This window comes from Amycolatopsis silviterrae (assembly GCF_042684085.1).
Lineage (GTDB): Bacteria > Actinomycetota > Actinomycetes > Mycobacteriales > Pseudonocardiaceae > Amycolatopsis > Amycolatopsis silviterrae.
In genome coordinates, this window is the sequence record NZ_JBHUKS010000030.1 from 1 (window position 1) to 22,698 (window position 22,698).

The 22,698-nt window shown below is 70.8% G+C and carries 21 protein-coding genes; 13 read left to right on the forward strand and 8 right to left on the reverse strand.

Translation table 11 applies throughout. The features are described from left to right. Positions 1 to 276: 276 nt before the first annotated feature. A complete protein-coding gene (locus tag ACFSVL_RS37245; protein WP_378311307.1) occupies positions 277 to 1,005 on the reverse strand; it encodes a FadR/GntR family transcriptional regulator in 729 nt (242 codons plus the stop codon). A gap of 55 nt (positions 1,006 to 1,060) precedes the next feature. Here ACFSVL_RS37245 and ACFSVL_RS37250 point away from each other — a divergent pair, with 55 nt between their 5' ends. Then, positions 1,061 to 3,844 carry an FAD-binding and (Fe-S)-binding domain-containing protein gene (locus tag ACFSVL_RS37250; protein ID WP_378311309.1) on the forward strand — a complete coding sequence of 928 codons (2,784 nt, stop codon included), beginning with the start codon at positions 1,061 to 1,063 and terminating at the stop codon, positions 3,842 to 3,844. Positions 3,845 to 3,855: 11 nt separating this feature from the next. Here the strand turns inward: ACFSVL_RS37250 and ACFSVL_RS37255 are convergent, their stop codons facing one another. Next, a complete protein-coding gene (locus tag ACFSVL_RS37255) occupies positions 3,856 to 4,533 on the reverse strand; it encodes a GntR family transcriptional regulator (RefSeq protein WP_378311310.1) in 678 nt (225 codons plus the stop codon). A gap of 179 nt (positions 4,534 to 4,712) precedes the next feature. On the opposite strand from ACFSVL_RS37255, the gene ACFSVL_RS37260 reads away from it, so the two are divergent. Further along, on the forward strand, positions 4,713 to 5,579 hold the full coding sequence (locus ACFSVL_RS37260) for an FAS1-like dehydratase domain-containing protein (RefSeq protein ID WP_378311312.1): 867 nt from the start codon (positions 4,713 to 4,715) through the stop codon (positions 5,577 to 5,579). A 28-nt stretch (positions 5,580 to 5,607) separates the two neighbouring features. Then, positions 5,608 to 6,414 (forward strand): enoyl-CoA hydratase/isomerase family protein, encoded by an 807-nt coding sequence (locus ACFSVL_RS37265; RefSeq protein WP_378311314.1) that lies wholly within the window; start codon positions 5,608 to 5,610, stop codon positions 6,412 to 6,414. Between the two features lie 306 nt (positions 6,415 to 6,720). Here ACFSVL_RS37265 and ACFSVL_RS37270 read toward each other — a convergent pair whose 3' ends face one another. Continuing rightward, positions 6,721 to 7,485, reverse strand: coding sequence for a GntR family transcriptional regulator (locus ACFSVL_RS37270; RefSeq protein ID WP_378311316.1), 765 nt, complete (start codon positions 7,483 to 7,485; stop codon positions 6,721 to 6,723). A 98-nt stretch (positions 7,486 to 7,583) separates the two neighbouring features. Between ACFSVL_RS37270 and iolC the strand changes: the two genes are divergently transcribed. From iolC to ACFSVL_RS37295, 5 genes are read left to right on the forward strand one after another with little or no spacing between them, the layout of a single operon-like run. Further along, positions 7,584 to 8,531, forward strand: coding sequence for a 5-dehydro-2-deoxygluconokinase (gene iolC / locus ACFSVL_RS37275; RefSeq protein WP_378311318.1), 948 nt, complete (start codon positions 7,584 to 7,586; stop codon positions 8,529 to 8,531). Beyond that, positions 8,528 to 9,394: a Cgl0159 family (beta/alpha)8-fold protein gene (locus tag ACFSVL_RS37280; RefSeq protein WP_378311319.1), complete on the forward strand. Its 867-nt coding sequence runs from the start codon at positions 8,528 to 8,530 to the stop codon at positions 9,392 to 9,394. Before iolC ends, ACFSVL_RS37280 begins: the two co-directional genes overlap by 4 nt. Then, complete coding sequence (iolB, locus tag ACFSVL_RS37285; RefSeq protein WP_378311321.1) at positions 9,391 to 10,212, forward strand: 5-deoxy-glucuronate isomerase; 822 nt, start codon at positions 9,391 to 9,393, stop codon at positions 10,210 to 10,212. Before ACFSVL_RS37280 ends, iolB begins: the two co-directional genes overlap by 4 nt. After that, positions 10,209 to 12,068, forward strand: coding sequence for a 3D-(3,5/4)-trihydroxycyclohexane-1,2-dione acylhydrolase (decyclizing) (iolD, locus tag ACFSVL_RS37290; protein WP_378311322.1), 1,860 nt, complete (start codon positions 10,209 to 10,211; stop codon positions 12,066 to 12,068). The genes iolB and iolD overlap by 4 nt, the downstream gene beginning before the upstream one ends. Positions 12,069 to 12,111: 43 nt before the next feature. Next, positions 12,112 to 13,452 carry an MFS transporter gene (locus ACFSVL_RS37295; RefSeq protein WP_378311324.1) on the forward strand — a complete coding sequence of 447 codons (1,341 nt, stop codon included), beginning with the start codon at positions 12,112 to 12,114 and terminating at the stop codon, positions 13,450 to 13,452. Positions 13,453 to 13,595: 143 nt separating this feature from the next. Here the strand turns inward: ACFSVL_RS37295 and ACFSVL_RS37300 are convergent, their stop codons facing one another. The 4 genes from ACFSVL_RS37300 to ACFSVL_RS37315 all read right to left on the reverse strand — a co-directional run bounded on the left by ACFSVL_RS37300 (position 13,596) and on the right by ACFSVL_RS37315 (position 16,595). Further along, positions 13,596 to 13,718, reverse strand: a complete 123-nt coding sequence (locus ACFSVL_RS37300; protein WP_378311326.1) for a hypothetical protein — start codon at positions 13,716 to 13,718, stop codon at positions 13,596 to 13,598. 123 nt (positions 13,719 to 13,841) lie between these two features. Beyond that, complete coding sequence (locus ACFSVL_RS37305) at positions 13,842 to 14,552, reverse strand: SDR family NAD(P)-dependent oxidoreductase (RefSeq protein WP_378311328.1); 711 nt, start codon at positions 14,550 to 14,552, stop codon at positions 13,842 to 13,844. Then, the gene (locus ACFSVL_RS37310; protein ID WP_378311329.1) at positions 14,546 to 15,424 is read right to left on the reverse strand and encodes a dihydrodipicolinate synthase family protein; all 879 of its coding nucleotides are present in this window, start codon (positions 15,422 to 15,424) and stop codon (positions 14,546 to 14,548) included. Before ACFSVL_RS37310 ends, ACFSVL_RS37305 begins: the two co-directional genes overlap by 7 nt. Positions 15,425 to 15,428: 4 nt before the next feature. Continuing rightward, on the reverse strand, positions 15,429 to 16,595 hold the full coding sequence (locus tag ACFSVL_RS37315; protein ID WP_378311331.1) for a mandelate racemase/muconate lactonizing enzyme family protein: 1,167 nt from the start codon (positions 16,593 to 16,595) through the stop codon (positions 15,429 to 15,431). Positions 16,596 to 16,684: 89 nt separating this feature from the next. Between ACFSVL_RS37315 and ACFSVL_RS37320 the strand changes: the two genes are divergently transcribed. Further along, positions 16,685 to 17,488: an IclR family transcriptional regulator gene (locus ACFSVL_RS37320; protein ID WP_378311333.1), complete on the forward strand. Its 804-nt coding sequence runs from the start codon at positions 16,685 to 16,687 to the stop codon at positions 17,486 to 17,488. Positions 17,489 to 17,561: 73 nt separating this feature from the next. Further along, complete coding sequence (locus ACFSVL_RS37325; protein WP_378311334.1) at positions 17,562 to 18,857, forward strand: MFS transporter; 1,296 nt, start codon at positions 17,562 to 17,564, stop codon at positions 18,855 to 18,857. Between the two features lie 3 nt (positions 18,858 to 18,860). On the opposite strand, the gene ACFSVL_RS37330 is transcribed toward ACFSVL_RS37325, so the two are convergent. Beyond that, positions 18,861 to 20,012: a DUF418 domain-containing protein gene (locus tag ACFSVL_RS37330; protein WP_378311336.1), complete on the reverse strand. Its 1,152-nt coding sequence runs from the start codon at positions 20,010 to 20,012 to the stop codon at positions 18,861 to 18,863. Positions 20,013 to 20,167: 155 nt separating this feature from the next. Between ACFSVL_RS37330 and ACFSVL_RS37335 the strand changes: the two genes are divergently transcribed. The 3 genes from ACFSVL_RS37335 to ACFSVL_RS37345 are packed head-to-tail and all read left to right on the forward strand — an operon-like array spanning position 20,168 to position 22,568. Further along, the gene (locus ACFSVL_RS37335) at positions 20,168 to 20,707 is read left to right on the forward strand and encodes a hypothetical protein (protein ID WP_378311338.1); all 540 of its coding nucleotides are present in this window, start codon (positions 20,168 to 20,170) and stop codon (positions 20,705 to 20,707) included. Then, positions 20,704 to 21,375 carry a two-component system response regulator CseB gene (gene cseB / locus ACFSVL_RS37340; protein WP_378311340.1) on the forward strand — a complete coding sequence of 224 codons (672 nt, stop codon included), beginning with the start codon at positions 20,704 to 20,706 and terminating at the stop codon, positions 21,373 to 21,375. Before ACFSVL_RS37335 ends, cseB begins: the two co-directional genes overlap by 4 nt. After that, a complete protein-coding gene (locus tag ACFSVL_RS37345; RefSeq protein ID WP_378311342.1) occupies positions 21,372 to 22,568 on the forward strand; it encodes a sensor histidine kinase in 1,197 nt (398 codons plus the stop codon). Before cseB ends, ACFSVL_RS37345 begins: the two co-directional genes overlap by 4 nt. Positions 22,569 to 22,698: the final 130 nt, after the last annotated feature.

Here is a 22,698-nt window from a genome sequence, read left to right on the forward strand (position 1 = left end):
CCGCACCCATCTCACCAGCCCCCTCCAGCAAGATCACGAACTACAGCTGGAGTATTAGAACCGGCACAGCCACTCACAAGCCCCCAACTCGCGCTCTGCCCGTAGGTCGGTCCGTGTGCGACGACGAGCGGCCGGTGGCAACCCGCGGCTCTCGTGAGTGCTTGTGCCGGTTAGAACCGGCCGTTGAGTCTCACGACATCGCCGACAGTTGGTGTCTCAGGACATCGCGGACACTGACCGGCACAAGCACTCACGACCTCCCGTCACCGTGACCGCTCAGCCGCCCAGTTCGTCCACATAGGACCGTCCCCGCGAGACAATCCGCCCCAGCGCCGCACACCCCGGACCCGGATCCCCGGCCCGAACCCCCTCCGCGATCGCCCGGTGGTCCTCCCACGACCGGGTCAGGTCCCCGTGCTCGCCCAGTTCCTTCAGCAGCCGATCCGCCATCAACCGGCGCAACGGAACCCGGATCGCGAGCATGCTGCGCAGCAAAATCCGGTTGTGCGCCGCCTCCGCCAGCGCCACGTGGAACTCCGCGTCCGCCTCCAGAAAACGGTCCCGGTCGGTGCGAGCAGCACCCATCCGATCCACCAACCCCGCCAAAACCGCCAGTTGCGCGGCAGTCCGGCGCCGGGCGGCCAGCGCGATGATGGCCGACTCGATCGCCTCCCTCGCCTCGACCAGCTCCCGATACTCCGCGACATCCGAAGCGCCCAGCTGCCACGGCACGAACCGGGACGGCTCCGGCTCCAGCACGAACGTTCCAACACCCTGGCGCGTCTCGACCCAGCCACGCGCCTGCAGCGTCCGGACTGCCTCGCGGACGGTCAGCATCGACACCCCGGCCGAGGCCGCGAAGTGGCGCAGCGACGGCAGTGCGGTCCCGGCCGGCCATTCGCCGCCGAGGATCTTGCGGGTCATTTCTTCGACCAGCGAGTCCACCACGCTCACCCGCCGCACCCGCGCCAGCTCCGGCGGCGGGCCTCGCCGTCCCGAGGTCATCGCGTCAGCGTACGGATTGACGGCACTGTTTCAAACACCTAAATTCAGACCCGGGATGCCCACCGAAACCGATCTGCTCGCCGACCTCCGCGCGAACGTCCGCGGCGAGGTGCACGCCGACGTCCGCCGTCGCGCCGAGTACTCCACTGACGCGTCCAACTACCGTGTCGTCCCGCAGGTCGTCGTGCTGCCGAGGGAGACCGGCGACGTTCTCGCGACGCTCGAGATCGCCCGCCGCCACGGGGTTCCGCTGACCAGCCGCGGCGGGGGCACGTCGGTCGCGGGCAACGCGATCGGGCCGGGTGTGGTCGTCGACTTTTCGCGGCATCTCAACGGCATCGTCGACCTGGACCCGAAGGCCCGGACCGCGGTCGTGCAGCCTGGCGTCGTCCTCGCCGATCTTCAGCGCGCTGCCGCGCCGCACGGGCTGCGCTTCGGCCCCGACCCGTCCACGCACGCCCGCGCGACGCTCGGCGGCATGATCGGCAACAACGCTTGCGGCCCGCACGCGATCGCCTACGGCCGGACCGCCGACAACGTCCGCGAGCTGCGCGCGGTCGACGGCACCGGACGCCGGTTCACCGCGGGTCCGTCCGACGCAGTGCCCGGCCTCGCCGAGCTGATCGGGACCCGGCTCAGCTTGCTGCGCACCGAATTCGGCCGGTTCAGCCGTCAGGTGTCCGGCTATTCGCTGGAGCATCTGCTGCCGGAGAACGGCCGGTCGCTCGCCCGCGCACTGGTCGGCACCGAGGGGACGCTGGCCGTCACGCTGGAGGCGACCGTCGATCTGGTCGACATCTCCCCCGCGCGGCTGCTCGTCGTGCTCGGCTATCCGGACATGGCGACGGCCGGCGACGTGGTGCCGGGCCTGCTGCCGCACCGGCCGCTGGCGGTCGAAGGGCTCGACGCCCGGCTGGTCGATCTGGTCCGCAACCATCGCGGCGCCGTGCCCGCGCTCCCGGAAGGCGGCGGCTGGCTGATGATCGAGGTCGGCGGCGAGACTGAAACCGAGGCCCGCCACCACGCCGAACGCCTTGTGAAAGATTCCCACGCGCTCGACCACGTCGTGTTACCGCAAGGCCCCGAGGCCACCGCGATGTGGCGGATCCGCGAGGACGGCGCCGGGCTGGCCGGGCGCACCCCGGCCGGCGAGCAGGCTTGGCCCGGTTGGGAAGACGCCGCGGTCCCGCCCGAACGGCTCGGCGCGTATCTGCGGGATTTCGACGCTCTGCTGGACGAATTCGGCCTCGAAGGGCTCCCGTACGGCCACTTCGGCGACGGCTGCGTGCACGTCCGGCTCAGCCTGCCGCTGGAACGCGACGCGTCGGTGTTCCGCGCGTTCATGACCGCCGCCGCGAAGCTGGTCGTCGGCTACGGCGGCTCGTTCTCCGGCGAGCACGGCGACGGCCGGGCGCGCGGAGAGCTGCTGCCGCGGATGTACTCGGCGGAAACGATCGAGTTGTTCGGCGCGGTCAAGAATCTCTTCGATCCCGACGACCTTCTCAACCCGGGTGTCGTCGTCCGCCCACAGCCGCTCGACGCCGATCTTCGCCGCCCGCAAGCACATCCGCTCCCCGTCGTCGCGGGCGGTTTCTCCTTTTCGCACGACGGCGGCGACTTCACCCGCGCCGTCCATCGTTGCGTCGGCGTCGGGAAATGCCGTGCCGACAACCGTTCGGCCGGTGGTTTCATGTGTCCGTCCTATTTGGCCACTCGCGACGAGAAGGACAGCACGCGTGGCCGCGCCCGGGTGCTGCAGGAGGTCGCGAACGGCTCGCTGGTGTCCGGCTGGTCGGACGATGCGGTGCACGAATCGCTCGACCTGTGCTTGTCCTGCAAGGCGTGCGGCAGCGACTGTCCGGCCGGAGTGGACCTGGCGCAGTACAAATCCGAAGCCCTGCACCGGAAATACCGGCATCGGGTCCGTCCGGTGTCGCATTACACGCTGGGCCGGTTGCCGGACTGGATCCGCCTGCTGCACCGGATCCCGGTGCTCGGCCCGGTCGTCGTCAACGCGCTGATGTCGCTGCGGCCGGTCGAGAAGCTCCTTTTAGCACTGTCCGGAGTGGACACGCGACGCCGGGCGCCGAAGTTCGCTCGTCGTCCGTTCACCTGGTCCCGGCGCAGGATCCGCGACCAGGGCCCGGAAGTGGTGCTGTGGGCGGATTCCTTTTCGGACGGAATGGACACCGACGTCGCCGAGGCGGTCGCCGCGGTGCTCGCCGACGCCGGGTACCGCGTGCTCGTCCCGCCGCACCGGCCGTGCTGCGGCCTCACCTGGATCACCACCGGCCAGCTCGACACCGCGCGCCGGAAGCTCCGCGATCTCGTGCACACGCTGCGGCCCTACGCACAGGCCGGGCTCCCGATCGTCGGCGTCGAACCGTCGTGCACCGCCGTCCTGCGGTCCGATCTGCTCGATCTGTTCCCCGACGACCCGGACGCCAAAGCGGTTTCCGGTGCGGTCACGACACTCGCCGAACTTCTTGCCAAGACAGAAGGCTGGCAAGTGCCTGATCTGTCCGGCGTCACCGTGGTCGCGCAGCCGCATTGCCACCACCACTCGGTGATGGGCTTCGAGGCCGACCGAACGCTGCTCGCAGCATCCGGTGCGGAACTCCGGACTCTCGCCGGATGCTGCGGCCTGGCCGGAAACTTCGGCATGGAGCGCGGCCACTACGACGTTTCCGTTGCGGTGGCGGAGAACGCGCTCCTTCCGGCGTTGCGGGAAAACCCGGACGCCGTGTTCCTCGCCGACGGGTTCTCCTGCCGCACCCAAGCCGATCAGCTCGCCGGAGTACGCGGTGTCCACTTGGCACAGTTGCTCAAGCGGCACTGACGGCGCTGACGTCAGTGGTCCCAGAACCCTTGCTGCTCCAGCAAAGCGACCGCCCGCTCGCCGCCGTCCGCGAAGTGTTTCTCCACCACCGACCGCGCCCGCGAAGCCGACCGGGCACTGAGCGCGTTCAGGATCTTCCGGTGGTCGCCGTGCGCCTTCTCCGGCCAGTCCTCGTGCGCCTCGTAGAACCCGTGTGTCACCGTTTTCGCCAGGATGCCCAGGATCGAGACCAACCGGCGGGAATCGGCGGCGTAGTTGATCCGGCGGTGGAACTCGAAGTTCAGCCGTTCCTGTTCGACACGATCCACTTCGGACTCCATCCGGTCCGCCAGATCGTGCAGCGCCTGCAGGCTTTCCGGCGAGAGATTCTTCGCCGCCCGTTCCGCGGCCAGCCCCGACACCACGCCGAACACCCGGTAATGGTCCCGGATGTCGTCCCGCGTCATCCGCGCGACGAACGCACCGCGCCGCGCGATGTGCTCCACCACGCCCTCGTGGTCGAGCGTGATCAGCGCTTCCCGGATCGGCAGCTTGCTGATGCCGAGCTCGTCGGCCAGCGCCTCCTGGTCGATTTTCGCGCCCGAGCGCAGCTGGCCGGAAAAGACCCGTTTGCGAATCTCGTGCGCGGCCAGCGCTTTCAGGTTCGCCGGACCGCCGCGGCGCGGCCCCGCGCCCGTGGTCTCGGGCATCGCCTCTCCCCCGTCCGGCGAACTTCGGTACCGGGGAAGTATCGCATGCGGCCTCCCGCGGGCGGCCGCCGTTCGGCAGTGCCGGCCAGCGGATCATTCCTGATAAAGTATTCAGCCGACCGCGCCTCGTGGTCCATAGCGAAGGACGCCCCCGCCCCGACACAGACCCGAGGAACCCCATGTCCGGACCGGAAGCCTGGGAACCGCGCGCCGTCACCGGCGAAGACGTCGTCGAGGCCGGGCCGGTCGCCGCGCTGGCCGCGTTGTTCGACGACGGGATCCCCGCCCCGCGGGAAGGCGACGAGCTGCCGCCGCTGTGGCACTGGGTCGCGCTCCCGCGCTGGCCGGTGTCGTCCGCGCTCGACCTCGACGGCCATCCGGTGCGCGGCGATTTCCTTCCCCCGGTGAACCTGCCCCGGCGGATGTTCGCCGGCGGCGAGGTCGTGGTCCACCGCGCGCCGAAGGTCGGCGAGACGGTGCACCGGCGCTCCATTGTGGACTCCGTCACCGAGAAGTCCGGCCGCTCCGGGAAACTCGTGCTCGTCCAGGTGCGCACCGAATTGTCCGGAATGGACGGAACGCCGTACGTCGAGGAGCGCCAGGACATGCTCTACCGCGAGGCCGGACCGTCCGCCGCGCCCGCGGTGCCGGAGACCGCCGCCGCGCTGGAGCCAGTGGGTTCGCCGTTCCGCCGCACCGACGGGCAGACCTGGGAATTCGTCACCGACCCGACGCTGCTGATGCGCTTTTCCGCGGCCACCGCGAACGCGCATCGCATCCATTACGACTGGCCGTACGCGACGCGCGTCGAGGGCTATCCCGGGCTGGTCGTGCACGGGCCGCTGATGTCGCTGGCGCTGGCCGAGGTGCTGCGGCTCGACTCCCCCGCCGCACGGGTGCGCCGGATCAGCCACCGCAACCAGGCCCCGCTGTTCTGCGGACAGCCCGCACAGCTGCGCACCAGCCCGGGCGCCCGCTCCGTCGCGCTCGAACTGCTGGGCCCGTCCGGCCCGAGCACGAATCTCGCCGTCGAACTTGCCGAGTGAGAACCGATCACACCCGAAGGGACACTGCATGAGCCGCTACGCACAGTTCGAGAACCTGCGAGTCGACGGCCCGGACGAGGACGGCGTCATCGAACTGGTCCTCGACGCGCCGCACCTCAACGCGGTCAGCGAAGCCGCGCACGGCGAACTCGCCGACGTCTGGCGCGAGTTCGACCGCGACCCCGAGGTGAAGGCCGTCCTGCTGCGCGGCGAGGGCAAGGGGTTCTCGGCGGGCGGCTCGTTCGACCTGGTCGAGAAGCTGGCGAACGACTTCGAGGCCCGTTCCCGCACCATGCGCGAGGCTCGTGACCTGGTTTACAACGTCATCGACTGCTCGAAGCCGACCGTGTCCGCGATTCACGGCCCGGCCGTCGGCGCGGGACTGGTCGCCGGGCTGCTGTCGGACATTTCCGTGGCCTCCGCCAATGCCAAGATCATCGACGGGCACACCCGGCTCGGCGTCGCGGCGGGCGACCACGCGGCGATCTGCTGGCCGCTGCTGTGCGGCATGGCCAAGGCCAAGTACTACCTGATGACCTGCCGCCCGATGACCGGAGCCGAGGCCGAGCGGATCGGGCTGGTGTCGCTGTGCGTCGAGGAGGAGGACGGCCTGCTCCCGACCGCGCGGGAGATCGCGCACGAGCTGGCCAACGGCGCGCCGAACGCGATCCGCTTGACCAAGCAGAGCCTCAACCTCTGGTACCGCCAGCTCGCCGGCGCCATCTTCGACACCTCGCTGGCGCTGGAGTTCTACGGTTTCGCCGGTCCCGAGGTCCGCGAAGGCCTCGCCTCGCACCGCGAACGCCGCAAGCCGGACTTCACGCGGGAGTCCTAAAAGGACAGTCAGCGACCGGCGGGGCGGCGGGGCCGCATGACCGGATCGGAAGATGACGGAGAGCGGCTGGACACCGCCCTGCACGAATCGAAGGCGGGGAGCCGGTCAGCGGCGCAAGCCCTGGTCAAGGACCTGACGCCGATCGCCTGGCACGTCGCACGGGCACGGGGGTTGAGCGCCGCCAGGAGCTGCTGCGCTTGACCGTGCTCGCCGCTCGCGCCGACGACGCGCGTTGACCCGTTCGGAGGTCAAGCAACGCCCGCACGCGGTCGAAGCCGTGGCTTTGCAGTCCTCACAGGGGGATTCCTACTGCGGCCCGTGCGTCAGCGGAAGATTGAACGAATACCGCGACGCCCGGTAAACATGCCAGCCATACTCGACCACCCGGCCGGTTTCGTCGTACGTGGTGCGCTGCATGGTCAACAGCGCCGCACCGGGCGACTCGTCCAGCAGCGCCGCATCCTCTTCGGTCGCCAGCCGCGCGCCGATGCTCTGCTGCGCCGAATGCAGCCGGATCCCCACCCGTCGCAGCAGCTCGTACAGGCCTTGCGAACGCAGCTCGTCGTCGTCCGGGTCGAGGATGCCGTCCGGGAGGCAATTGTTCATGACCGCCAGCGGTTCGCCGCCGGTGCTGCGAATCCGTTTCAGCCGCCGGACCTCCTTCAGGTCCGGGGCTTCCAGCAGCGCGGCCGTCTCGGCGTCGGCCGGTTCCAGCCGGTTGACCAGCACTTCGGACGACGGCGTCTCGCCCAGCCCGGTGAGGTCGTCGAACAGGCTGCTCAGCCGCAGCGGCCGGGCGACCTTCGTGCGCACCACCTGGGTGCCGACGCCGCGTTTGCGCACCAGCAGCCCCTGGTTCACCAGCGACTGGATCGCCTGGCGCACCGTCGGCCGGGACAGCCGCAGGCCCGCCGCGAGGTCCAGTTCGTTCGCCAGCCGTGAGCCCGCGGGGAGGCGGCCGTCGTCGATCGCGGCGTGCAACTGGCGCGCGACCTGGAAATACAGCGGCTCGGGACTCGCCGGGTCCACCGCGATCCCGCGGACCGGATCCCAGGCCGGGCTGGTGCTCATCGGCGCAGCCTACCCCGTCCGGCCGACCTTGTCCGTATGTCTTGACAAAGTCGGCGGGCGCGGGGCACGGTCGGGGCACAGCCTGCGAGGAGGACGCGATGACCACGGGGTTCGACCTCGTCACGATGGGCCGGATCGGGGTGGACCTCTACCCGCTGCAGACCGGCGTCGGACTGGAAGACGTCACCTCGTTCGGCAAATACCTCGGCGGCAGCGCGACCAACGTCGCGGTCGCCGCCGCCCGGTACGGCCGGCGCAGTGCGGTGATCACCAAGACCGGCGACGATCCGTTCGGCCGGTTCCTGCGCCGGGCGCTCGCCGGGTTCGGCGTGGACGACCGGTTCGTCGGCACCTCGCCGCGGCTGCCGACGCCGGTGACGTTCTGTGAAGTATTCCCACCGGACGATTTCCCGCTCTACTTCTACCGTTTCCCGAAGGCACCCGACCTGGACATCGCGGTCGACGACCTGGACTTCGACGCGATCCGCGCCGCGAAAGTCTTCTGGGCGACGGTGACCGGGTTGTCCCGGGAGCCGAGCCGCTCGGCCACGCTCGCCGCGCTGGAAGCCCGTGGCCGCAACGGAATCACCGTGCTCGACCTCGACTACCGGCCGATGTTCTGGGACTCCCGCGAGCAGGCGCGCGAATGGGTCGGCAAGGCGCTGGAACACGCAACGGTCGCGGTCGGCAACCTCGACGAATGCGACACCGCGGTGGCCGTCCACGAACCTCGGGAGGCCGCGAAAGCGTTGCGGGGCCGGGGAATCTCGCTCGCGGTGGTGAAGCAGGGGCCGAAGGGCGTGCTCGCGGTGGACGCCACCGGCGAGGTGGAGGTGCCGCCGGTGCCGGTGGAGGTGGTCAACGGGCTCGGCGCGGGCGACGCGTTCGGCGGCGCACTGGTGCACGGGCTGCTGTCCGGATGGGACGTCGAGCGGATCATGCGGTTCGCGAACGCCGCGGGCGCGCACGTCGCCGGGGAACTCGCCTGCTCGGACGCGATGCCGACGGAGGACCAGGTGCTGCGGAAGCTCGGAGGGACGGAATGAACACGGTCGAGCGGATCGTCGCCAAACGGGTGCGCGATCCGGAGGCGATCGCCGAGGCCGCCGCCGCGCGGGTGCGGGCGAAATCGCCGTTCAACGACAAGGGCGCGGCGATGATCATCGCGGCCGATCATCCCGCGCGCGGCGCGAATGCCGTCGGGGCCGATCCGCTGGCGATGGCCGATCGCGGCGAACTGCTGGAACGGCTGTGTCTCGCGCTCGAACGTCCCGGCGTGACCGGTGTGCTGGCCACCCCGGACGTGATCGACGATCTGCTGCTGCTCGGCGTCCTCGACGGCAAGACGGTGCTCGGGTCGATGAACCGCACCGGACTGGCCGGGTCGAGCTTCGAAATCGATGACCGGTTCGCCTGCTACGACGCGGAAACCATCGCCCGCATGCGGTTCGACGGCGGAAAGATGCTCACCCGGATCTGCCTGGACGATCCGGCGACGCCGAGCGTCCTGGAGAACACCGCGAAGGCCATCGACTCGCTCGCCGACCGGAAACTGGTCGCGATGGTCGAGCCGTTCCTGTCCGGATGGATAGACGGGAAAATCAAGAACGACCTCTCCCCCGAGGCGGTGATCCGGTCCATCACGATCGCGTCCGGCCTCGGCCGGTCGTCGGCCTACACCTGGCTGAAGCTGCCGGTGGTCACCGACATGGAGCGGGTGCTGGCCGCCTCGACGCTGCCCGCCGTGCTGCTCGGCGGCGAGGTGACGGACCCGGACGCGGCGTTCGCGTCCTGGCAGGAGGCACTGGCATTGCCGACCGTGCAGGGCCTGGTGGTCGGACGCTCGCTGCTCTATCCGCACGACGGCGACGTGGCAAAGGCGGTCGACACGGCGGTGGGGCTGCTGTGAACCGTTCTCAAGAAGGCCCGTTCAGCCTGATCATCACTCCCGAATCGGCCGGGTGGGGGTTCTCCGGCCTGCGCGTGCTGGAACTCGACGGCACCGAGACGGTCGCCACCGGCGACGCGGAAACGCTCGTGCTCCCGCTGTCCGGGAGCTGCTCGGTGTCGGTCGACGGGGAGACGTTCGAGCTGGCCGGGCGCACCGGCGTGTTCGACGCGGTCACCGATTTCGCTTACCTGCCAAGGGATGCCGAAGCGGTAGTGAGCGGCCGGGGAAGGTTCGCGCTGCCGTCGGCGAAAACGTCGAAACGGCTGCCCGCGCGCTACGGCCCCGCGTCCGGCGTGCCGACCGAGCTGCGCGGCGCGGGGAACTGCAGCCGTCAGGTCAACAACTACTGCCTGCCGCACACCTTTCACGCCGACCAACTGCTCGTCTGTGAAGTTCTCACACCGGGCGGGAACTGGTCGTCCTATCCGCCGCACAAGCACGACGAAGCGCGCGAGGGCGAGAGCGAACTCGAGGAGATCTACTACTTCGAGGTCGCCGGCGGCGGGATGGGCTACCAGCGCGTCTACGGCACCGACGAGCGGCCGATCGACGTGCTGGAGGAGGTCCGCAGCGGCGACGTCGTGCTGATCCCGCACGGCTGGCACGGCCCGTCGATGGCCGCGCCCGGCTACGACCTGTACTACCTGAACGTGATGGCCGGTCCCGGCCCCGAACGGGCGTGGCTGATCTGCGACGACCCCGCGCACGCCTGGGTGCGCCAGACTTGGGAGACCCAGGACGTCGACCCGCGGCTGCCGTTCGGAGGCCCGCGATGAGGCTCACCACCGCCCAAGCCCTGGTGCGGTTCCTGGCCAGCCAGTACTCCGAACGCGATGGCGTCGAACACCGGCTGATCCCCGGAGTGTGGGGGATTTTCGGCCACGGCAACGTCGCCGGGCTCGGCCAGGCCCTGCTGCAGACCGCGCACACCGGGACGCTCCCCTACTACCTCGCCCGCAACGAACAGGGCCAGGTCCACGCCGCGACCGCGTTCGCGAAAATGCGCAACCGGCTGCAGACCTTCGCCTGCACCGCCTCCACCGGCCCCGGATCCACGAACATGATCACCGGTGCCGCGCTGGCGACCACGAACCGGCTCCCGGTCCTGCTGCTGCCCAGCGACGTCTTCGCCGGTCGCGGCCCGGATCCGGTGCTGCAGCAACTGGAAGACCCGCGCCACGGCGACGTCTCGGTGAATGACGCGTTCCGCCCGGTGTCGAAGTACTTCGACCGGATCACCCGGCCCGAACAGCTGATCCCCGCCGCGCTCGCCGCGATGCGCGTGCTGACCGATCCAGTCGAGACCGGCGCCGTCACGCTCGCCCTGCCGCAAGACGTGCAGGCCGAAGCCCACGACTGGCCGGAGGACTTCTTCCGCCGCCGCGTCTGGCACATCGACCGTCCGGTACCGGCTCCGGAAGCCGTCGCGCGCGCCGCGGAACTGCTGCGGTCCGCGACGAAACCGCTGATCGTCGCCGGTGGCGGCGTCGTGTACTCCGAGGCCTGGCCGGAACTGCGCGCGTTCGCCGCCGCGACGGGAATCCCGGTCGCGGACACGCACGCGGGCAAGGGCGCGGTGCCGTGGGACCATCCGTGCGCGGTCGGCGGCCTCGGCTCCACCGGCACTTCCGCGGCGAACGCTTTGGCCGCGGAAGCCGACGTCGTGCTAGGCATCGGCACCCGCTACAGCGACTTCACCACCGCGTCGCACACCGTGTTCGGCAACCCGGACGTGCGGTTCGTGAACCTCAACGTCGCCCGGTTCGACGCCGCGAAACACTCCGCCGAAATGGTGGTCGCCGACGCCCGGCGCGGTCTGGAGGCCCTGACGGCCGCGTTGTCCGGCTGGCAGGTCTCCCCCGCCTACCGCGACCGGACCCGGCAGCTCGCCGACGAATGGAACCGCACCGCCGACGCCTGCTTCGATCTCGGCCACCGCTCCCTGCCCGCGCAAACCGAGATCCTCGGCGCGCTGAACCGCTCGCTCGACGACCGCGACGTGGTGATCAACGCGGCCGGCTCGATGCCCGGCGACCTGCAAATGCTGTGGCGGGCAAGGGATCCGAAGTCCTACCACGTGGAATACGCGTACTCCTGCATGGGATACGAGGTCGCCGCCGGCGTCGGGGCGAAGCTGGCCGCGCCGGATCGCGAGGTGGTCGTGCTCGTCGGCGACGGCTCGTACCTGATGATGGCGCAGGAGATCGTCACGTTGATCGCCGAACGGCTCAAGGTGATCATCGTGCTGGTGCAGAATCACGGGTTCGCGTCGATCGGTTCGCTGTCGGAATCCCTTGGCTCGCAACGGTTCGGCACTTCCTACCGGTATCGATCGGACAGTGGCTTGCTGGACGGCGACGTGCTGCCAGTCGATCTCGCTGCCAATGCGGCCAGCCTCGGCGCGACAGTGCTGCGAGCGTCCACTGTGGAGGAATTCAAGGCGGCACTGAAGCAGGCAAAGGCGAATCCGGTGACCACGGTCGTGCATGTGGAGACCGATCCGCTCGCGCCCAATCCGCCCGGGTCGGCGTGGTGGGAGGTGCCGGTGAGCGAAGTGTCCGATTTGGACTCTACGCGGGCGGCTTACGCGGCTTATGCGGACGAGAAGCGGAAGCAGCGGCCGTACCTCTGACACTTCGGCCCCCGCCGAACCTTTCCCGGGCCACCATCGCCTGGTGACCGCAACCACCACCGCACCCAGGCAACGGCTCGCCCTGATCGCGCTGTGCCTGGCTTTTTTCATCGTCCAACTGGACGCGACCGTCGTGAACGTCGCCGTCGAAGCCATCCGGCGCGATCTCGGCGGCGGGCTGGGCGGCGAGCAGTGGGTGATCGCCAGCTACACCATCGCCCTCGCCGCCGGGATGCTCACCGCTGGCTCGCTCGGCGACCGTTACGGGTCGCGGCGGGTCTGTGTGCTGGGCACGGTCGTGTTCGGCGTCGGATCCGCGCTGTGTTCGCTGGCGCCGAGCATTCCGGTGCTGATCGTCGCGCGGACCGTGCAGGGCGTCGGCGCGGCGGCGCTGCTTCCGTGTTCCCTCGCGCTGATCGTCCGGCAGTTTCCCGAGCCCCGGGAACGGGCGCACGCGCTCGGCCTGTGGGGCGGCATCGCGGCGATCGGCCTGGCGACCGGCCCGGTCGCGGGCGGGGTGCTCATCGCGCTCGCCGACTGGCGCGCGATCTTCTGGGTCAACGTGCCGTTCGCCGTTCTCGCCGTGGTGCTGACCAGCCGTTACGTCGTCGAATCGGTGCCGGGGAACCGTCGCCTCGACCCGTACGGGCTCGTTCTCGGCACCGTCGCACTGTCCGCGCTCGCCGGCGGGCTGATCCAGGTCGGCCAGTCCGGCTGGGCCCTCCCGCTGATCGCCGCCGGCCTGCTGACCGGGCTCGCGTTCGTCCTGGTCGAGCGGCACCGGCGCGATCCGATGCTGCCGCTGGAAATCTTCTCGTCCCGTCCGTTCTCGGCCGCGAGCACCGCCGGGCTGATCTTCAACTTCTGCCTCTACGGCACCCTGCTCTGCCTGTCGCTGTACCTGCAGGGACCGCTGCACCAGTCCGCGTTCGCGACCGGCATGCTGACGCTCCCGCTCACCGTCGCGATCGGCATCGGAGCCACCGCGAGCGGACGCCTCACCGCGCGTTTCGGCCCCCGGGTCCCGATGCTGATCGGCTTCAGCCTCGCCGGACTCGGCGCCGTCCTGCTGGCCGCGGCCGGTTCCCCGCCGCTGGTGGTGGCGGGCGGCGTGGTGCTGTGCTGCTGCTCGATCGCGATGCCCGCGATGACGTCGGTCGCGATGTCAACGCCGCCCGAGGAGCACACCGGGCTGGCCGCCGGAGTGCTGAACACCGCCCGGCAAACCGGCGGCGCACTGGGCACCGCGGTGCTCGGCACGCTGCTCACCGCGGGCTCGACGATGTCGCTGAGCGTCCCGATGACGATCGTCGCCCTCGCCTACGCCGCGGCGGTCGGCTGCACTTTGCTGGCGACCCGCCGACGGGAGCCGGCCGTTCGCTAGCCCGGCAGGAGCCGCGCGGGGAGATCTGGCCGCGGGGACGCCGCCGGGGAAGCGATCGACAGCCTGCCGTCGACCGGCAGCACCTACGCCGCGGCAGTCGGCTGCACCTTGTCGGCCACCCACCGACAGGAGCCAGCCACTCGCTAGCCCGGCAGGAGCCGCGCGGGGAGATCCGGCCGCAGGAACGCCGCTGGCGAAGCAACCGACAACCCGCCGTCAACCAGCAGCACCCACGCCGCAGCGGTCCGCTGCACCTTGCCAGCCACCCACCGACAGGAGCCAGCCACTCGCCAGCCCGGCCAGAACCGCGCGCGGAGATCCGGCCGCACCAACACCGCAGCGGTCCGCTGCACCTGGCCAGCCACCCACCGACAGGAGCCAGCCACTCCCTAACCCGGCAAGAACCGCGCCCGCAAATCCGGCCGCAGAAACGCCGCCGGAGAAGCGATCGACAACCCGCCGTCGACCGGCAGCACCACCCCGGTCACGAACGACGCCCGCTCCGACGCCAGAAACTCCACCGCGTCCGCCACCTCCCGGGCAGTGCCCGTGCGGCCCAGCGGATATCCCTCGGTCACCCGCTCCAGGCCGGTCGCGCCGATCATCCCCGGCGCGACCGCGTTCACCCGGATGCCGCGCGGCCCGTACTCGAGCGCCAGCTGCCGGACCAGACCGTCCACTCCGGACTTCGCCGCCGCGTATCCGGGCAGCCCCGGCGCGGCGAGAAACCCGTTCACCGACGTCACCGCGACGATCGACCCGCCCGGCGGCAGCACCCGCAACGCCGCCCGGGCCGGGTAGAACGCCGCATCCAGCGTGTTCGCGATCGCCGCATGCCACTGTGCGTCAGTGGTGTCGACGGCCGCCGCGACCGGCTGGGCAGCAGCGGCCAGCACCAGCACGTCCACCGCCCCGGCGTGCTGGATAATCGCGTCCGCACCGTCCGAAGTGGACGCATCGGCGACCACGAAGTCCGCGTACGCCGGGTGGTCCGTCGCCGTCAAACCGGCGCCGATCACCCGGTCGCCAGCGAAGGCCTCGGCAATGGCGATCCCGATCTCCGAGCCACCGCCGATGATGACAACCGATCGCACTACCACGCCAGCTCTTCGAGAATCTCGTTCAACGCCTTGGCGGTGACCGCGTCGAGCGGCCGGGCGGGCAGCCGGACGGTTGCCGACGCGATGATCCCCCGCCGCACCAGGATTTCCTTGTGCACGGCCCACGCCTGCCCCGGCCGCACGCCGAGGTGGATCAACGGCAGCAGCCGCGCGAATCCCGCGCGCGCCTCGGCCCGGCGGCCGGCGGTGAGATCGGTTAACACGACCCGCAGCAAATCTGTGAACTCGCAAGCAGGCATGGTCCCGACGGCGCCGTTGTCGTACTCCTCGATCAGCGCCTGCGCGTTCTGCCCGCCCAGCACCGCGAGCCCGAAATCGCGCACGGCGGCGACCTTGACCGGGGTCGGCGGCGACTCGACCTTGATCGACGTGATGCCCTCGACCCCGGCCAGCGCCGCGACCGCCGCCGGATCGATCGGCACCCCGGTGACGCCGGGAGCGTCCTGGATCATCACCGGCACGTCCGCCCGCGCGGCGACCTCGGCGAAGAATTCCGCCACCTGACCAGGTCCGGGCTTCACCAGGAACGGCGGCAGGACCATGATCTGGTCCGCGCCGCCGTCCGCCGCGAGCCGCGCCTGTTCGAGCGCCGGGGCGATGCCGGTCGCATTGACCCCGGCGACCACCGGCACGTCCCGGCCGGCCGCGGCGCGCACCTCGTGCAAAATCTGCTCACGTTCCGCGGCGGACAGTGTGAAACCTTCACTCGCCATCCCGAAGACGGCGAGCCCGTCCGCGCCCGCGGACAGCTCGAACTCGACCAGCGAGCGCAGCGACGCCAGGTCGAGCGCGCCGTCCGGGGTAAACGGGGTGGCCAGGATGGGAATGAGCCCGATCGGCGGGTTCGGCACAGGGTCAGCTCTCCTTCGCAAGTGCGGCAACCGAATCAGCATCGACGTCAATGCCCAGCCCCGGCCCGTCCGGCACCGCGAAGCCGGTGGGGCCCGCGGTCAGCGGGGTGCGCAGGATGCTTTGTGCCACCGGGATCGTGTCGGGCTGGTACTCGAAATACGGCGAGTCCGCGCTCGCCGCCGTCACGTGGATCCCGGCCGCGAGCGAGACGCCGAGGCCGACGGAATGGTGGCAGACCACCGGAACGTGATACGCCGAGGTGAGTTCCACAATGGACATCGCCTCGGTGATGCCGGTGCGCGCAACGTCCGGCTGCGCCAGCCGCAGCGCGCGACGGCCGAGCCAGTCGGCGAACTCGTAGCGGTTGCGCATCGCCTCGCCGACCGCGACCGGCGTCGTGATCCGTGAGGACAATTCACAGTGCCCGTCGACGTCTTCGGGAACCAATGGCGCCTCGAAGAACAACGCACCACGGCGGTCCAGTTCGCGGCCCAGCTCGACGGCCTCGCCGATCCGGTACGCCCAGTGCGCGTCGAGCGCGATCTTCATCTCCGGCGCGGCCGCAGCAACCGCGTCGAACGTCGCCAGGTCGGCCTCGATTCCCTTGCCCGCGGCCAGTTTCACCCGCCGCGCGCCGTGGCGTGCCCAGTCCGCGGCGAGCGCGGCGCGTTCCTCGTCGGTGGAGCGGGCGAGGCCGGAGATGTAGACGCCGACGTGGTCGCGGTGCGCGCCGCCGAGCAACTGCGCGACCGACTGCCCGGTCAGCTTGCCGAAAAGATCCCACAGCGCGATGTCGACCGCGGCGAGCGCGTCGGCCTGGTGCCCGACGAGGTGGCCGCGCTCCCGCATCAGGTCGCGCAGCCCGTGCCAGAGCGGGCGCGGCCCGGTCAGTTCGCGGCCGCGCAGCCAGCCGGCCAGCAGCCGGTCGACGATCGTCGCGACGATTTCCGGGCCGACCGGGGCGAGCGCCTCGCCCCAGCCGGCGGTGCCGTCGTCCGCGGTGATCTTCACCAGCATCGTCTCGAACCGGCCGGAGTAGAGGCTGCGCCATGGCTCGCGCACGACGTAGCCCTGGTCCGCGCCCAGTTCGCTGCCGTCCTCGAGCGCGCCGAGATAGGCCTGCCGTCCAGCGGGTTTGAGCACGTAGGTCGTGACGTCGGCAATGCGCATGCAGCCCTCCAGCACCAGTATTCAGGAACTCGCAGCCAACTTTTGCACGCCACTTGCGAAATATGCAACTGCTACCCATACTCAGGACCATGGTTTCCGAGACTGGCGGCAATCAGAGCGTCGAGCGGGCCTCGGCGGTGCTCCGCGCCTTCACCCCCGGCCGTCCCGCGCTGCGTGTGTCCGACGTGGCGGCGGAGGTCGGGCTGGGCGTGTCCACCACCTCGCGGCTGCTCGCGACGCTCGAAGCGGCCGAGCTGGTGCGGCGCGATCCGGTGAGCCAGCTGTACGAGCTGGGCCCGGCGGTGCTGACCATGGCGGGCATCGCGCTCAACAACGACCCGATCTACCGGCAGGCCCGGCCGGTCGCCCAGCGGCTGGCGTGGGAACTGGGGCTGGGCGCGAACGTCGCGGTGCGGCGCGGGGCGTCGCTGTTCTACCTGCTGAACGTCGAGGGCCAGCTGGCCCAGAAGTCGTTTTCGCTGATGGGACAGCTCAATCCGCTGCACGCCACCGGCATGGGCAAGAGCCTGCTGCTCGGCACCACCGCCGAGCAGCGCGCCGAACTGCTCGGCGCCGAACCGCTGCCCGGGTTCACCTCGCACACCCACACCACCCTCGACGCGCTCGGCGCCGACCTGGCGACCTCCGCCGGGCGCGGCTACACGACCGAGATCGAAGAACTCGCGCTGGGCCGGGCCTGCATCGCCGCCCCGGTGCGCGACCACACCGGCGAGATCGCCGCCGCGATTTCGCTGTCCGGCGCGCTTTCCGCCATCGCGCTGGACGAACGCGAGGCCGAACTCGGCGCGCTCGTCGTCGAGGCGGCCGACACGGTCAGCATCGGGCTCGGCTACCTCGGCCCCGCCCACACTCCCTCCCCCGCCCGTCCGTGAGGGGAACCCTGAGGGACTCTGATTCCCTCAGGGTTCCCTTCACGGACCTCGCCGACAGACAACGAGGTCCGTCATGACTGCTTTGGGAACAGACGCGCCGGCAAGGGTTTCGCCGCGCAAGGTGGTGTTCGCCGCCGGGGCCGGCCACTTCGTGGAGTGGTTCGACGTCGGCCTCTACGGCACGCTGTCGGCCTCCATCGCGGACAACTTCTTCGCCGACGGCGACGCCACCGCGGCACTGCTGTCGACGTTCGCGGTGTTCGCCGCCGGGTTCGTGATCCGGCCGCTGGGCGGGCTGTTCTTCGGCCCGCTCGCCGACCGCATCGGCAGGCAGCGGGTGCTCGCGATCGTCGTGCTGGCAACGTCGCTGTCGACGTTCGCCATCGGCGTGCTGCCGACGCACCAGGCAGTCGGCACCCTCGCCCCGGTGCTGCTCGTGCTAGCCCGGCTGGTGCAGGGCTTCGCGGCGGGCGGCGAGACGTCCAGCGCGGTCACCGTCCTCTACGAGTTCGCGCCGCCGAACCGTCGCGGCTACTACACCAGCTTCTCCAACACTTTCGGCTTCGCCGCCTTCGTCGTCGGCTCCGGGCTGGCGCTGCTGCTCACCGCGACGCTCGGCGACGCGACGATGTCCGAGTGGGGCTGGCGGCTGCCGTTCCTGCTGGCGCTTCCGCTCGGCCTGGCCGGGCTGTACCTGCGGACGCGGCTCACCGACACACCGGAGTTCCGCGACCTCGAACGCACCGGCCAGGTTGCCGAAAGCCCGCTGCGGGACTCCTTCCGCACCGGTGGCCGGGCGATGCTGGTGCTGGCCGGACTGGTCGTGGTGAAGGGCGTCGCGCACTGGACGCTGCAGACGTTCATGCCGAGTTACCTGCAGAAAACGCTGCACTTCACGAAAACCGAATCGTTCGTCGCGGCCACCGTGTGCCTCGCCGTCGTGGCCGCGGCCGTCCCGGTCGCCGGCGCGCTGTCCGACCGGGTCGGCCGCAAACCGCTGCTCATCGCGAGCACCGCCGGGTTCGTCGTGCTGACCTGGCCCGCGCTGCTGCTGATGTCGCTGGGCAATCCGGTGCTCGCCGTCGCCGGGATGGTGCTGCTCGGCCTGCTGATCGCCGCCTACGACGGGGCCGCGGGCGCGGCGATGGCCGAACTGTTCCCGCCGCGCATCCGCTCCGGCGCGATCGCGATTCCGTACAACATCGCGGTTTCGCTCTTCGGCGGCACCGCGCCGTACATCGCGACCTGGCTCGTCGCCGCCACCGGCTACAAGCTGTCCCCGGCGTTCTACATCATGCTGGCCGCCGTGATCACCCTGGTCACGGTGCTGCGCGGGATCCGCGAAACCGCCGGACCCCGCGCCCGCTGAAACTCACGGCACGAGCAGCGTCGCCCGGTGCACCAGCCATTCCAGCGGACCGCGCCGCCGCCAGTGCCGCCACGCCACCGACGCGGCCAGCATCACCGCGACGACCGTCACCAGGAACACGAAGGAGTACGGCTTCGGCACCAGCTTCAGGACCGCGAAATGCGCCGCGTACCAGGTGAAAGCCATCCCGCCGGCGGCAGCGAGCGGCCACAGCAGGCGACGGCCGAGCGGCCGGTCCAGCACGATCAGCAACCCGCCGAGCAGCACCATCGCGACGCCGATCATGAGCACGATGCCGAGCGGGCTGGTGGCGTACAGCGATCCGTCCGGGGGCATCGCCAGGAGCACCTGCCACGGCATGTCCGGCGGCGGGGTCGTCGCGATCGCGTCGGCTCCGCCCAGCGGATAGGTGGCGATCCAGGAGACGAGGATCGAGGCGGTGGCGAGCACGAACCCGGTGTACAGCAAGCGGATCCGGATCTGGTGCGCACGGAGGTCGAGCCGGCCGATCGCCATCCCCGCCAGCGCCAGCGGCAGGCCGTACGCGACCTGGAAGCCGCCGCCGGTCAGCACCATCCCCTTGAGGAACTCGCCCCACTGCTCGGGATGCCCGAAGATCGCGAGCCCGCTCGCCGTTTCGCCCCGCATCCAGTCGGAGTGGGCGTTGAGCACCCAATACGCGTAGAGCGTCATCGCCGGAACCGCGATTCCGGACAGGACGAACAACGTCCGCGCGCGCAGCCGGGTCAGCGGCAGCAGGAGGATCATGATGATCGCGTAGTACCCGATCACCGACGCGCCGTACTCGTCGATCGCCAGGCTGAGCAGGAACAGCACCACCGCCCGGACGGCGAGGCGGCCGCGGGCGCGCCACCGCTCGTTGCCGGCGGCCGGGGCGGTGCCGCCGGTCATCAGCGCCGCGGACAGCCCGAACAGCAGCACGAACAGGCTCATCGCCCGGGACGAGGTCTGCACGTTCAGCCAGGTCAGGAAGTCCGGAGCCTGGTCCGGCGGGCCGCCGTGCAGCCAGCCGCTCGCGAAGAAGTGCTCGATGAACACCCCCACGATCGCCAGCGCGCGGACCGCGTCCACGCCCAGCAGCCGTCCTTTCGGCACCCGGGTTTCCACCGGGTCCGGCACCGTTTCCGTCCTCATCGGACTCCTCTCCCTTGTCAGTTCACCGCCAAGGTAGGAACCGCGGATCACCGGCGCGCCCGGACCGCGTTGCGGCTGTCCGGAGGAAACCCATCGGTCTTGTAACAGCGCTCCCCGAGCGGCGCGCGGACGGCAAAATGCGTACTGTGCAAAGCATGCGGAGGACAGTGCTGGCGGGGGTCGCCTTGCTGTCGCTCACCGCTTGCTCCACTGTGGACGGTGTGCGCATTTCCGGCCCTGCTCAACCGGCAGCCGCGACCACGGCACCGGCGAGCACCCCGCGCGGGCCGACCGTGGACGCGGTCGCCCTGCTGCTCGCGGACCCGACGGTCAGCGCGCGGACGAAAGCGGCGCTGCGACCGTGTCCGGACGCCGCGATCGCCGGGGAGTATCCCGTCAAAACCGCCTACTACGAGCTGACCGGTGAGACCGACGTGGTGGTGAACGTGTACCCGTGCGGCGCGGCCGGAGCCCCGGGAACCGGCAGCAGCGGCGCGGCGGGCGTGCCGGTCAGCGCGTATCTCGGCGGCTATGTCTACACCGTCGGCGGCAAACAGCTGTTCAAACTGGAGAACTCCGGCGCCCTGCTGACCGTGCTCGACGGGCAGCTGGCCACGATGTCGGCGACCGGACCGCACAACGGGGTGGCCCGCTACCGCTGGACCGGCGCCGGTTTCTCCCCGGAGGGACCGTGACGCGGGTGCTGATCGTCGAGGACGACGACGTGATCCGGGAGGCGACGCAGCTCGCGCTCGAACGCGCCGGATTCGAGGTCTCGACCGCCGCGGACGGACTGGCCGGGCTCGACCGGTTCCGCGCGCGGCCGCCGGACGTGGCCCTGCTCGACGTGATGCTGCCCGGGCTCAACGGCGTCAGCCTGTGCCGCCGGATCCGCGAGGAAAGCCGCACGCCGGTGCTGATGGTCTCCGCCCGCGACGACGCGGTCGACGTCGTGCTCGGGCTCGAAGCGGGCGCCGACGACTACGTCACCAAGCCGTTCGACACCTCGGTGCTGATCGCGCGGATCGAAGCGGTGCTCCGGCGCAGCGGCTGGTCCGGCCCCGAGGAAGACGCGCTCGTCCGGTTCGGCGACGTCGAAATCGACCGCAGCGGTTTGGAAGTGCGCCGAGCCGGCCGCCCGGTCGACCTGACCCCGACCGAACTGCGCCTGCTGCTGCGCTTCGCCGACTCGCCCGGCACCGTGCTCAGCCGGGACACCCTGCTGGCCAGCGTGTGGGATTACGCGTGGGGCGGCGACACGCGAGTGGTCGACGTCCACGTGCAGCGGCTGCGGGTGAAAATCGGCCAAGACCGGCTGCAGACCGTGCGGGGCTTCGGATACAAGCTCCGCGCCGAGCCATGAAACTCTTCCCGGCCACCCTGCGCTGGCGGCTGACCGCGGCGGTGACGCTCGTGTCCGCCGCCGTCGCGCTGACCCTGAGTTTGCTGGTGCACCAGCAATTCGCGCGCACCCAGGCCGATCAAGCACGGCACGCGCAGGACGAATGGGTGCAGCTGCTGCTGCGCAACCCCGGCGTCGACGGCCAGCTCGACGACCCGGCCCTGCCCGCTCCCCTGCGCGACGCCGTCCGCGGCGGCAACCGGGCGACCTATCTGGCCGGGCCGGTCCTCTGGGCGGCCGCCGAAACCGGCGGGCACGTCGTGTCGGTGCGGGTCAGCTACGCGGCGCAAACGCAGGCACTGGCCACTTTGGACCGGGAACTGCTGGCCGGTTCCGGTGTCGTGACCGTCGCCGGAGCGCTGCTGGGCATCGTGCTCGGCGCCGGGATGGCCCGCCGGCTCCGGCGCGCCGCCGACGCGGCCCGGGACGTCGCGAACGGCGCCCCCGCCCGGGTGCGCGACGCGATCGGCCCACGCCCGCGAGACGAAGCCGCCGACCTCGCCCAAGCCGTCGACGCGATGGCGGACGCACTGCAGGCGCGCTTGGCCGCGGAACAACGGGTCACCGCGGACATCGCGCACGAACTGCGCACCCCCGTGACCGGCCTGGTCACCGCAGCCGGCCTGCTGCCGCCCGGACGCCCGGCCGAGTTGGTCCGCGACCGGGTGGCGGCGCTGCGCTCGCTGGTGGAGGACGTCCTGGAGGTGGCCCGGCTGGACACCGCTGCCGAGCGCGCGGACCTGGCGGAGATCGACCTGGGCGAGTTCGTCCGCCGCCGGGTGCCGGACGCGGTCGTTCCGGCTTCGGTCCGGGTCCGGACGGATCCCCGGAGGCTGGAACGGATCCTGGCGAACCTGCTGTCGAACGCGGCGAAACACGGGGCGCCGCCGGTGACGGTGGAGGTGAGTGGCCGGTGTGTGGTGGTGTCCGATCGGGGGCCGGGGTATCCGGAGGTGCTGCTGCGGGAGGGTCCTGCGCGGTTCCGGACTGGGGAGGATTCTCGGGGCGGCGGGCATGGGCTGGGGCTGACGATCGCGGTGGCGCAGGCTCGGGTGCTGGGGGCGGAGCTGGAGTTCGGGAATCTGGAGGGGGGCGGGGCTCGGGCGGTGTTGCGGTTGCCGGGGGCGGGTGACGGTGCGGTGAGCGGGGAGTGACGGGCTGGGCTGGGGCGGGTGAGGCTGGGGCGGGTGAGGCTGGGGCGGGTGAGGCTGGGGCGGGTGAGGCGCTTCGGGCTGGGCGGGGAGCTGTGGTCTCGCGGCACCCCCACCAGAAGCCAGAGCCGCG

Bases quoted from the DNA above. Each gene is read 5' to 3' on its own strand.
- ACFSVL_RS37260 (WP_378311312.1), top strand. From the start codon at position 4,713: ATGTCCGGACCGGAAGCCTGGGAACCGCGCGCCGTCACCGGCGAAGAC.
- ACFSVL_RS37315 (WP_378311331.1), bottom strand. From the start codon at position 16,595: ATGCGCATTGCCGACGTCACGACCTACGTGCTCAAACCCGCTGGACGG.
- ACFSVL_RS37255 (WP_378311310.1), bottom strand. From the start codon at position 4,533: ATGCCCGAGACCACGGGCGCGGGGCCGCGCCGCGGCGGTCCGGCGAAC.
- ACFSVL_RS37335 (WP_378311338.1), top strand. From the start codon at position 20,168: ATGCGGAGGACAGTGCTGGCGGGGGTCGCCTTGCTGTCGCTCACCGCT.
- ACFSVL_RS37280 (WP_378311319.1), top strand. From the start codon at position 8,528: ATGAACACGGTCGAGCGGATCGTCGCCAAACGGGTGCGCGATCCGGAG.
- iolC (WP_378311318.1), top strand. From the start codon at position 7,584: ATGACCACGGGGTTCGACCTCGTCACGATGGGCCGGATCGGGGTGGAC.
- ACFSVL_RS37330 (WP_378311336.1), bottom strand. From the start codon at position 20,012: ATGAGGACGGAAACGGTGCCGGACCCGGTGGAAACCCGGGTGCCGAAA.
- ACFSVL_RS37245 (WP_378311307.1), bottom strand. From the start codon at position 1,005: ATGACCTCGGGACGGCGAGGCCCGCCGCCGGAGCTGGCGCGGGTGCGG.
- ACFSVL_RS37325 (WP_378311334.1), top strand. From the start codon at position 17,562: ATGACTGCTTTGGGAACAGACGCGCCGGCAAGGGTTTCGCCGCGCAAG.
- ACFSVL_RS37345 (WP_378311342.1), top strand. From the start codon at position 21,372: ATGAAACTCTTCCCGGCCACCCTGCGCTGGCGGCTGACCGCGGCGGTG.
- ACFSVL_RS37265 (WP_378311314.1), top strand. From the start codon at position 5,608: ATGAGCCGCTACGCACAGTTCGAGAACCTGCGAGTCGACGGCCCGGAC.
- iolD (WP_378311322.1), top strand. From the start codon at position 10,209: ATGAGGCTCACCACCGCCCAAGCCCTGGTGCGGTTCCTGGCCAGCCAG.
- ACFSVL_RS37320 (WP_378311333.1), top strand. From the start codon at position 16,685: ATGGTTTCCGAGACTGGCGGCAATCAGAGCGTCGAGCGGGCCTCGGCG.
- ACFSVL_RS37270 (WP_378311316.1), bottom strand. From the start codon at position 7,485: ATGAGCACCAGCCCGGCCTGGGATCCGGTCCGCGGGATCGCGGTGGAC.
- ACFSVL_RS37250 (WP_378311309.1), top strand. From the start codon at position 1,061: ATGCCCACCGAAACCGATCTGCTCGCCGACCTCCGCGCGAACGTCCGC.